10 protein-coding genes and 1 riboswitch are annotated in these 10,377 nt (G+C 64.8%); of the genes, 1 reads left to right on the forward strand and 9 read right to left on the reverse strand.

The window, feature by feature from the left end:
* Position 1: 1 nt before the first annotated feature.
* From cobC to cobO, 9 genes are all read right to left on the reverse strand, one after another.
* Positions 2-577, reverse strand: a complete 576-nt coding sequence (gene cobC, locus H0Z09_RS25965; RefSeq protein ID WP_186694549.1) for an alpha-ribazole phosphatase family protein — start codon at positions 575-577, stop codon at positions 2-4.
* Positions 574-1,629, reverse strand: coding sequence for a nicotinate-nucleotide--dimethylbenzimidazole phosphoribosyltransferase (cobT, locus tag H0Z09_RS25970; protein ID WP_186694551.1), 1,056 nt, complete (start codon positions 1,627-1,629; stop codon positions 574-576). The genes cobC and cobT overlap by 4 nt, the downstream gene beginning before the upstream one ends.
* Positions 1,626-2,147, reverse strand: a complete 522-nt coding sequence (gene cobU / locus H0Z09_RS25975) for a bifunctional adenosylcobinamide kinase/adenosylcobinamide-phosphate guanylyltransferase (RefSeq protein WP_186694553.1) — start codon at positions 2,145-2,147, stop codon at positions 1,626-1,628. Before cobU ends, cobT begins: the two co-directional genes overlap by 4 nt.
* 181 nt (positions 2,148-2,328) lie before the next feature.
* Positions 2,329-3,786: a cobyric acid synthase gene (locus H0Z09_RS25980; protein WP_186694555.1), complete on the reverse strand. Its 1,458-nt coding sequence runs from the start codon at positions 3,784-3,786 to the stop codon at positions 2,329-2,331.
* Complete coding sequence (gene cobD / locus H0Z09_RS25985; RefSeq protein WP_186694557.1) at positions 3,783-4,772, reverse strand: threonine-phosphate decarboxylase CobD; 990 nt, start codon at positions 4,770-4,772, stop codon at positions 3,783-3,785. Before cobD ends, H0Z09_RS25980 begins: the two co-directional genes overlap by 4 nt.
* Positions 4,765-5,673 carry an adenosylcobinamide-phosphate synthase CbiB gene (gene cbiB, locus H0Z09_RS25990; protein WP_186694559.1) on the reverse strand — a complete coding sequence of 303 codons (909 nt, stop codon included), beginning with the start codon at positions 5,671-5,673 and terminating at the stop codon, positions 4,765-4,767. Before cbiB ends, cobD begins: the two co-directional genes overlap by 8 nt.
* The gene (gene bluB, locus H0Z09_RS25995; RefSeq protein ID WP_186694561.1) at positions 5,670-6,320 is read right to left on the reverse strand and encodes a 5,6-dimethylbenzimidazole synthase; all 651 of its coding nucleotides are present in this window, start codon (positions 6,318-6,320) and stop codon (positions 5,670-5,672) included. The genes cbiB and bluB overlap by 4 nt, the downstream gene beginning before the upstream one ends.
* On the reverse strand, positions 6,317-7,720 hold the full coding sequence (locus tag H0Z09_RS26000; RefSeq protein ID WP_186694563.1) for a cobyrinate a,c-diamide synthase: 1,404 nt from the start codon (positions 7,718-7,720) through the stop codon (positions 6,317-6,319). The genes bluB and H0Z09_RS26000 overlap by 4 nt, the downstream gene beginning before the upstream one ends.
* Positions 7,717-8,328: a cob(I)yrinic acid a,c-diamide adenosyltransferase gene (gene cobO / locus H0Z09_RS26005; protein ID WP_186694566.1), complete on the reverse strand. Its 612-nt coding sequence runs from the start codon at positions 8,326-8,328 to the stop codon at positions 7,717-7,719. Before cobO ends, H0Z09_RS26000 begins: the two co-directional genes overlap by 4 nt.
* A gap of 79 nt (positions 8,329-8,407) precedes the next feature.
* Positions 8,408-8,656: riboswitch (cobalamin riboswitch) on the reverse strand.
* Between the two features lie 99 nt (positions 8,657-8,755).
* Between cobO and H0Z09_RS26010 the strand changes: the two genes are divergently transcribed.
* Positions 8,756-10,069, forward strand: a complete 1,314-nt coding sequence (locus H0Z09_RS26010) for a sorbosone dehydrogenase family protein (protein ID WP_186694567.1) — start codon at positions 8,756-8,758, stop codon at positions 10,067-10,069.
* Positions 10,070-10,377: the final 308 nt, after the last annotated feature.

Raw genomic sequence — 10,377 nt, forward strand, 5'->3', positions numbered from 1 at the left:
GCTACACAACTTCCTTGAGCACGCCGTCCGCGCAGACCTGCAGGCTGAACAGCCCACCGTGAACGACCTCGACATTCAACAGTTGCTCCCGAGGCAAGCCGCGCGCCTGCGCCAGCAAAAGCCGCATCACACCGCCATGGCTGATCAACAACACACGCTCACCGGCATGGGCTTGATGCAAGCGTGCGACTGCGCCGAGCACTCGCTGGGAAAACTCAATGACAGGCTCCCCCCGCGGCGGCGTAAAAGCGTAGGGATCGGCCCAGAACAGACCCAGCCCTTGCGCATCGGTCTCCATCAAGGCCGCCGCACTCTGCCCTTCCCAGGCGCCGAAGTGCAGCTCTTGCAGGTCTTTTTCCAGGGTCACCGGCAGGTTGAGCCGAGCGCCCAGTTCTTCGGCAAACCGCGCGCACCGTTGCAGCGGCGAACTGACCAGGCGGTCCCATGGCCCCTGCTGCGCCACCGCCGCGCGCATCTGCGCCCAGCCCTTGGCGGTGAGGGCATCGTCCAGGCTGCCGCGCAAGCCGCCGCCCAGTTCGGTTTCGCCGTGGCGCAGCAGGTCCAGGCGCAAGGTCATGCCGGGCGGTCCGCCACGGCGGCTTCGGCGAACGTCGCCATCTGCCCGTGCAGCGCACAGGCCAGGCGCAACAACGGCACCGCCAATGCCGCACCGCTGCCTTCGCCCAGGCGCAAGCCCAGTTCCAGCAGCGGCTGCGCGTCAAGGCTTTGCAGCACGTGATGATGGCCGGGCTCGGCGCCGCGATGGCCGAACACCAACCATTCACGGCAGGCCGGGTTCAAGCGTGTGGCGACCAGCGCCGCGACGCTGCAGATAAACCCGTCCACCAGCACCACCACGCCGTCCTGGGCACACGCCAGGTACGCACCCACCAGCGCAGCAATCTCAAAGCCGCCGAGGTTGAACAGCGTGTGCAATGCATCACCGCGCTGCCCGGCATGCAAGGCCAATGCACGCTCGATCACCGCCACCTTGCGGCTGACGCCTTGGGCATCCAGCCCGGTGCCTGGCCCCGTGAGGTCACTGACCCGGCATTCGAGCAACGCACAGGCCAGCGCGCTGGCGGCGGTGGTGTTGCCGATGCCCATCTCGCCGCCGATAAACAGCTGCGCCCCCGCTGCCAGCGCGCGCCGCGCACTGTCGCGACCGGCCTGCAGGGCGAGTTGCCCTTGGGCCTCGGTCATTGCCGGGCCTTTGACGAAGTTGGCGGTGCCCGCGCCGATAGTCAGGTGACGCACGCCGGGCAGGTTCAGGGCTGGCGTCACCGTGCCCAGGTCGATCACTTCCAGCGGTGCATCCAACTGCCGCGCCAATACGCTGATGGCCGCGCCGCCGGTGACAAAGTTATGCAGCATCTGCCCGGTGACCGCCTGGGGAAACGCCGACACGCCTTCGGCAACCACGCCATGATCGCCGGCGAAGATGGCGATCCACAGCTGATCCACCGACGGCTTGACCTGGCCCTGCAGGCCGGCCAATTGCACCGCCAGCGCTTCCAATCGGCCGAGGGAGCCGGCCGGCTTGGTCAATTGCTGTTGGCGTGCCAGGGCTTCTTCGTACGCTTGAGCGTCAACCGCCTTACAAGGGTTGAGCCACCAGGTTTCCGTCATAACGCAGTACCTTTCAAAGTCAGGGGCAGGCCGGCAACGGTCAGGACCACACGCTGACAGCGCTCGGCCAAGGCTTGATGCAGCCAACCGGCTTCATCCACATAGCGGCGAGTCAATTCGCCCAGCGGCACGACACCTAGGCCGGTCTCGTTGCTGACAAAAATGATTTCACCCGGCAGCGCGGCCAGGTTTTCCAGCACTTGGTCGCGCTCGAACGCCAAGCGCGCGCGGTCTTCGAGCATTAGCAGGTTGGTCAGCCACAGGGTCAGGCAGTCCACCAGCAGGCACTGCCCGGGCGCCGCGTTTTCACGCAGCACGCGCGCCAGCTCGATGGGCTCTTCGATCAGGCCCCAGTGGTCCGGGCGACGTTGGCGATGCAGGGCTACACGCTCATTCATTTCACCATCCAGCGCTTGGCTGGTGGCGATGTACGTGACGGGCAAGGCACTGTCGCTGGCGAGCTTTTCGGCGAGACGGCTTTTGCCGGAACGAGCGCCGCCGAGGATTAGTTGATGCATAGGATGACACCTTGTTTCGCCGGTGGTTTTTTTGACACTGGCAAGATCCCCTGTGGGAGCGGGCTTGCTCGCGAATGCGGTGTGTCAGTCGCCGGCGCTTTAATTGAACCACCGCATTCGCGAGCAAGCCCGCTCCCACATTTGGATTGCAGTGCATCCGTTGAATAGTCAGTGCATTCACTCACTGCTGAATCCCGCATAGTTTGCGCAACAATTCAGTGTCCAGATAGTTTTCCACCAAGTCAGCCAAGCGCTCGATATCCCGCTCGCGCAACGCGTGGTAATCCACTTCCTGCACGTCCTGCAAACCCGCCCAGCGCAGCAAGGCGCTGCACGCGGCCGGGGTTTCGAACAGGCCATGCAGGTAGGTCCCGAGAATTTGCCCGTCCGCGCTTTGGGCGCCATCGCTGCGCCCGTCGTTCAGGCGCACCGCCGCGTTCGCCAAGGCTTCGCCGCACGTCACGCCCGCATGAATCTCATAGCCGCTGACCTCGGCGTCCTCCAGCAACAGGCGACCGCGCACATTGCGCAGCTGTTTCTCTTGCGCAAGCGTGGTACTGAACGCCAGCAACCCCAGGCCGTCACTCGAGCCTGCCGGCCCTTCCAGGCCCAGCGGGTCGTGCACCTGCTCGCCGAGCATCTGCAGGCCGCCGCAAATGCCGAGCACTTTGCCGTCATAGCGCAGATGCCGTGACACAGCGACATCCCAGCCATTGGCGCGCAGATAGGCCAAGTCGTTGCGCACGCTTTTCGAGCCGGGAAGGATGATCAGGTCGGCAGCGGGGATCGGCTGGCCTGGCCCGATGAATTGCAGGTCCACCTGCGGATGCAAGCGTAGCGGGTCGAAATCCGTGTGGTTGCTGATGCGCGGCAACACCGGCACCACCACCTTGAGCACTTGGGCAGCCTTGTCGACCTGACGTTTGTCGATGCCGTCTTCGGCTTCCAGATGCAGGTCCATCACGTAGGGCAACACGCCCACCACGGGTTTTCCCGTGCGCGCTTGCAGCCAATCCAGGCCCGGCTGCAGCAGGGCGATGTCACCACGAAAACGGTTGATGATGAACCCTTTGACCCGCGCCTGCTCCGTTGGCGAGAGCAGCTCCAGGGTGCCGACCAGGTGGGCGAACACCCCGCCGCGATTGATATCGGCGATCAGCAGTACCGGGCAGTCCACCGCTTCGGCAAAGCCCATGTTGGCGATGTCATTGGCGCGCAGATTGATTTCCGCGGGCGACCCGGCGCCTTCCACCATCACCACGGTGTAGGCCTGGTTCAAGCGTGCATGGGAGGCCAGCACCGCCTGCATCGCGATGGCTTTGTAGTCGTGATAGGCCACCGCGTTCATGCTGGTCACGGCGCGACCGTGGATGATCACCTGGGAGCCGGTGTCGCTGTTGGGTTTGAGCAGCACCGGGTTCATGTCGGTGTGCGGCGCCAGGTTGGCGGCCTGGGCCTGCACCGCCTGGGCGCGGCCGATTTCGCCACCTTCGGCGGTCACCGCACTGTTAAGCGCCATGTTTTGCGGTTTGAACGGCACGACCGCCACGCCCTGGCGCACCAGCCAGCGGCACAGCGCCGTCACCAACGTACTCTTGCCGGCGTCAGAGGTGGTGCCTTGCACCATCAGCGTACTCATGTCGCGTCCTTGTAGGCGACCAGGGCCTGGTCCAGGCGCAGCCAGTCGGCCTCGGTGCCGGGCAGGCCGAAACGCAGGCTGCTGTCATGCACGAACAGGCGCAGCAGGATGCCGCGCTGGGCCATGAACTCGTGCATGCGCTCGGCGTGAGGCGTGATCAGCCACTGGAACAGGGCGCAACCGCCCTGGGGGTAAAAGCCATGGCCCTCAAGCATGTCGAACAAGCGCTGGGCGGCCTCGATGCACCGTGCGCGCTGCCGTGCATGCCCGGCGCTGTCGCGCAGGCACACCTGGCCCAGCACCCGCGTGGGCCCGCTGACCGCCCAAGGGCCGACCTGTTCGGCCAGCAACTTGAGCAGCTTGCGCTCGGCCAATACAAAGCCCAGCCGCACGCCGGCCAGGCCGAAGAATTTACCGAACGAGCGCAACACAATCAGGCCGACCTGATGCGCCTGGCCCGCAAGGCTCAGTTCGGGGGTCACGTCCATGAACGCTTCGTCCACCACCAACCAGCCGCCGCGCTGGGCCAGCCGCGAGTGCCAGTCCAGCAAACGCTGGGGAGCCAGGCTCAAGCCGGTGGGATTGTTGGGGTTGACCACCACCAGCACGTCGAGCACATCGAGAAAGAAATCAACTTCCTGCTCTTGCACTTCGCGCACCACGTAACCGGCTCGGCGCCAGGCCTCGGCGTGTTCGGCATAGCACGGCGAGAGGACGCCGACCTTGCCGGAGCGGCGCAGGCGTGGCAGCAACTGGATGGCCGCCTGGGAACCAGGCACCGGCAATAAATGCGCGGCGCCGTAATAGGCGCTTGCGGTCTGCTCCAGGCCGTCGTCGGTTTCCGGCAGGCGCGCCCAGGCCCGCAGGGGGATCTCGGGGATCGGCCAGGGCCAGGGCGCGAGGCCGCTGGACAGGTCCAGCCAGTCGGCCTCGGCTATCCCGTACTGAATCGCTGCCTTGCGCAGCCGGCCACCGTGTTCAAGCATAGTATTGCGCCCCCACGCACAGGATCAGCAGCCACAACCATACGCCGCGCTGCACCAGTTGCCAGCCCCGCTCAATCGAATCGGCATCCGCCGCCGGACCTTCGCCCAACTGCGGGCGCTGGTGCACTTCGCCGTGATAGATCGCCGGACCACCCAGCTCAACGCTCAAGGCTCCCGCACCGGCGGCCATCACCGGCCCCGCATTGGGGCTGTCCCAGGTCGGCCCCTGGGTGCGCCAGCAACGCAGCGCCAGGCGCGTCTTGCCCAGCACGGCGTAGGTCAATGCCACCAGGCGTGCGGGAATATAGTTCAGCACATCGTCGATTTTTGCGGCCGCCCAACCGAAGCGCTCAAAGCGTTCGTTGCGATAGCCCCACATGGCGTCGAGGGTGTTGCTCAGGCGGTACAGCACCACGCCCGGCACGCCGGCGACCACAAACCAGAACAGCGCGGCGAACACCGCATCGCTGCCGTTTTCCAGCACCGATTCGGTGGCCGCGCGGGCGACTTCGGTAGGGTCCAACTCATTGGTCTGGCGGCTGACCAGATAGCTCACGCGCGTGCGCGCCTCTTCCAGGTCATCGCTGCGCAGGGCCTGGGCCACCGGGAGTACATGCTCGCCCAGGCTGCGCATGCCAAGGGCGAGGTACAACGTCAGGATCTCCAGGACCCAGCCGATATAGGGCGCCCACGACAACGCCGTGGCCAGCAAGGTCAGCGGCACCACGGCAATAAACCACGCGGTCACGCCATGGCTGCGCCAACCGCGGCCACCGCTGTTGAAACGTTGCTCGATGCGCCCGGCGAAATTGCCGAACGCCACCAGCGGATGCCAGCGCCTGGGCTCGCCCAGCAGCGCATCCAGCGCCACTGCAGCCACACACAGCAAGGCCACACTCATTGACTCACTCCCCACACATTCTCATACAACATGTCACTCAGCGGCCGGGGTTCGGTCCAGCCTTCGAGCTGCAACATCGGCGCCGGGTAGAACTCGGTCACCGGGCCCAGGCACAGCACGGCCAGGGGTTTTGCGCCAGGCGGCAAACCCAGCAGGTCGGCGAGCGCTTGTGGCTCGAACAGCGAGACCCAGCCCATGCCCAGCCCTTCGACGCGGGCCGCCAGCCACAGATTCTGAATTGCACAGGACAGCGAGGCCATGTCCATTTCCGGCAAGGTACGACGGCCGAAAATGTGCCGCTCGCGATCGTCCATCAACGCGGCCACCAGCACTTCGGCGCAGTCGTGGATGCCCTCGACCTTGAGTTTCATGAACGCATCGGAACGCTCGCCCAGGGCTTCGGCGGTGCGGATGCGTTCTTCTTCCACCAGTTGCTGGATTTGCCCGCGCAGTTGGCGGTCGCTGATACGGATAAAACGCCAGGGCTGCATCAGGCCCACGCTGGGTGCCTGGTGCGCGGCCTGGAGCAGGCGGTGCAGCAATTCGGGAGCCACCGTGCCGCCGCTGAAGTGGCGCATGTCGCGGCGTTCGGCGATGGCGCGGTAGACGGCGTCGCGGTCGGCCTGGGGGAAGGCGTTGTCAGTCATGGCCTCTTCGCGAGCAAGTCGAATCGTCGCACCGCCGCCCCCACATTTTGATCTGCGAACGCTGCCGATGTGGGAGCTGGCTTGCCTGCGATAGCGGTCTCAAGATCCGGCGCAAATAATGCAGCCACCGCCGATGGATTGGATGGAAAGTAAAAGTGCACGTAGGAAGCCGTCATCCGCCCTTGTCGGTAAACAGCCTCGGCCCCGCGCCCGCCATTGGGGCTCAGGCCACGGGCAATCGGCTGGCATTCAGTGCTGGTCAGGGAATGGTGATAGGTATGGCCACGCAACGTGCCTTCCGGCAGCTCCACACTTTGCAACGCCAACGCCGCCAGCTTCTTCTGCATCACCGCATCGCCCTGCAACAGACCGAGCAGTTCGGCGCGGGTGCCGTCGACATCGGTGAGCGAGTCGAGCAGATAGAGCATGCCGCCGCATTCGGCGAGCAAGGGTTTACCGGCCGCGTGGTGAGCGCGGATCGCGTCGAGCATCGGCGTGTTTGCCGACAGGGCCTGGTGATGCAGCTCCGGGTAACCGCCGGGTAGATAGAGGCTGTCGGCGTCGGGCAAGGCGTGGTCATGGATCGGAGAAAAGAAACTCAACTCGGCGCCCATTGCCCGCAGCAGGTCAAGACTGGCGCCGTAGGTGAAGGCGAAGGCTTCGTCACGGGCCACGGCGATACGCACGCCATTGAGCAGCGGCTCAGCATTGACCACCTGTGGCGCAGCGAAGGTTACCGGCGGCGGCAAGGCCACTTCGCAACTGCTGCCCAACGCCTGGGCGGCGGCGTCCAGGCGTACATCGAGGTCATTCAGTTCGCTGGCTTGCACCAGGCCCAGGTGACGGCTAGGCAATTCAATACCGGTTTCGCGGGACAGCGCGCCGTACCAACGCAGGCCCTCGGTGAGGCTGCCTTCCAGCAATTGCGCATGGCGCAGGGTGCCGACGCGGTTGGCCAGCACGCCGGCGAACGGCAGATCCGGCTGATAGCGCGCCAGGCCCAGCGCCAACGCGCCGAAGGTCTGGGCCATGGCCGTGCCGTCTATCACGCCCAATACCGGCACGCCGAAGTGGCGCGCCAGGTCGGCACTGGAAGGTGTGCCGTCAAACAGGCCCATCACGCCTTCGATCAGGATCAGGTCCGCCTCACCGGCGGCTTCCCACAGCAAACGACGGCTTTCCTGCTCGCCCACCATCCACATGTCCAATTGATACACCGGCGCACCGCTGGCGCGTTCGTGGATCATCGGGTCGAGGAAGTCCGGGCCGCATTTGAACACGCGTACCTTGCGCCCCAGGTTGCGGTGCAAACGGGCGAGCGCGGCGGTGACGGTGGTTTTGCCCTGGCCGGACGCCGGTGCGGCGATCAATACGGCCGGGCAATGACGGGGCTGATTCAAAGTTCGACGCCCTTCTGTGCCTTGATGCCGGCCTGGAACGCGTGCTTGAGCATGCCCATTTCGGTGACGGTGTCGCCCATCTCGATCAACTCAGGCTTGGCGCCACGGCCGGTGACCACCACGTGCTGCATCGGCGGCCGGGCTTGCAGGTCGCCGAGCACTTGGTCCAGGTCGAGGTAGCCGTGCTTGAGGGCGATGTTGAGTTCGTCCAGCACCACCATGCCAATGCTCGGGTCTTGCAGCATCGCGCGGGACACCGCCCAGGCCGCTTCGGCGGCGGCGATGTCGCGCTGGCGGTCCTGGGTTTCCCAGGTGAAGCCTTCACCCATGACGTGGAAACGCACCTGCTCGGGGAAACGGCGGAAGAACAATTCTTCGCCCGTGCTGTGGCGTCCCTTGATGAACTGCACCACGCCGCACTGCATACCGTGGCCCATGGCCCGGGCGAGCATGCCGAACGCGGAGCTGCTCTTGCCTTTGCCGTTGCCGGTCAGCACCAGGAGCAAGCCGCACTCGTTGGGGGAATTGGCGATGCGTTCGTCGATCACGGCTTTTTTACGCAGCATGCGCGCCAGGTGGCGTTCGTCGCGGTCGGGGGAATCGGTCATGGCAGCTCTCCGTTGGGGCTGGACAAAAACGGCGGGCAGGAAAAAACAAAAAACAGACAGCCAAGCATCGCCCACCGTGATGCTGTTGGATGTTTCAGGCCGGTCTCCGGGCTCATGAGTGGCCGCTGCATGCACAGCAGGCCAACGCTGCGCCTTCCCATATCACACGGATACAGTGGCAATAAAGGCAGCGTCTTGACTCATTTACCGTTGCGGGGGCAGCGCCGGGATCGCGGCAGCACTGTGTACAAGTGCGCTCGCTCACCGGCTTCCCTGTTTCACTCTGTCGACGCGCACGCCACAGAGCACCTGGAACAAGCCGCGAAGGTTAGTGGGTTGGGGGTGGAGCGTCAATTAAAGCTGGTGGTGCACTTGAACCATCGCACCGTCGCCCTCCTCTACCCTTACAGGTATCAAGGAGTACACCATGCACAAAACAAGACTCGCCCTACTCATCATGGTCGCCGGCAGCCTCGCGGCCTGCGGTGAAAGCTCCACCCTTCAGGTCTCCGACGGTACCGGGCCGTCGCCCCAGTTGCCCGAACCGAACAAAACCCTGATCCCCACCGTCAATATCGCCCCGGCCATCGGCTGGCCCGAGGGCGTGAAGCCGACAGCCGCCGCCGGCACCCAGGTGGCGGCGTTCGCCGAAGGCCTGGACCATCCGCGCTGGCTGTATGTGCTGCCCAACGGCGATGTGCTGGTGGCGGAAACCAACGCGCCGCCCAAACCGGACGACGCCAAAGGGATCCGGGGCTGGGTCATGGAGAAAGTCATGGGCCGTGCCGGCGCCGGCGTGCCAAGCCCGAACCGTATCACGCTGCTGCGTGACGCCGACCACGACGGCGTCGCGGAGACACGTAGCGTGTTCCTGGAAAATCTCAATTCCCCCTTTGGCATGACGCTGGTCGGCAACGACCTGTACGTGGCCGACTCGGACAAGCTGCTGCGCTTCGCCTATCAACCGGGTGAAACCGCGATCAAGGACGCCGGCACGACAGTCGTCGACCTGCCGGGCGGCCCGCTGAACCACCACTGGACCAAAAACGTGGTGGCCAGCAAGGACGGTAGCAAGCTGTACGTGAGCGTGGGCTCCAACAGCAATGTCGGCGAAAACGGGCTTGACGCGGAACAGGGCCGGGCGGCGATCTGGGAAGTGGATCGCGCCAGCGGCCAGCACCGCCTCTTCGCCTCCGGCCTGCGCAACCCGAACGGCATGGCGTGGGAACCAAAGAGCGGCAAACTGTGGACGGCGGTGAACGAGCGTGACGAGATCGGCAGCGACCTGGTGCCTGACTACATCACCTCGGTCAAGGATGGCGGCTTCTATGGCTGGCCGTTCAGTTATTACGGCCAGCATGTGGATGTGCGCGTCACGCCGCAGAACCTGGACCTGGTAGCCAAGGCGATTGCGCCGGACTACGCGGTCGGCCCGCACACCGCTTCGTTGGGCCTGACCTTTGCCGAAGGCAGCAAACTCCCGGCGCCGTTCACCCAGGGCGCGTTTATCGGGCAGCATGGCTCGTGGAATCGCAAGCCGCACAGTGGTTATAAGGTGATCTTCGTGCCGTTTGAAGGTGGAAAACCGAAGGGGCAGCCGGTGGATGTGCTGACCGGGTTTCTCGATAAGGATGAAAAGGCCATGGGCCGGCCGGTGGGTGTGGTGATTGATCAGCAGGGGGGCTTGCTGGTGGCGGATGATGTGGGGAATACGGTGTGGCGGGTGTCGGCGGCCAAGTAGGCTATCTTGGGCAGATCACAAAACAGTTTGTTGCCGTGGCGGCCTTTGGGCCGACCAGGCTGTTGGGGTTGACCCGTGTACATATCCGTTATTTGGGTAACGGCGGCTATTGGTTCCGCCCTTACGGCGGGTCACTTTTGGAAAGAGCCCAAAAGTAACCAAAAGGCTCTTGCCCCACCACTCGGCACCTCGCTTGGGCTCGGTGTGCCCTCACTCCGGCTTGAATCCGTGGGCCGCCGTCATGGGCCATCCTTGGCCCAGGACGGCTAACCCGGCGTCCTGCCGGGTTACCCACGGATTCAAGCCTG

This window comes from Pseudomonas sp. SWRI18, assembly GCF_014268345.1.
GTDB lineage: Bacteria > Pseudomonadota > Gammaproteobacteria > Pseudomonadales > Pseudomonadaceae > Aquipseudomonas > Aquipseudomonas cedrina.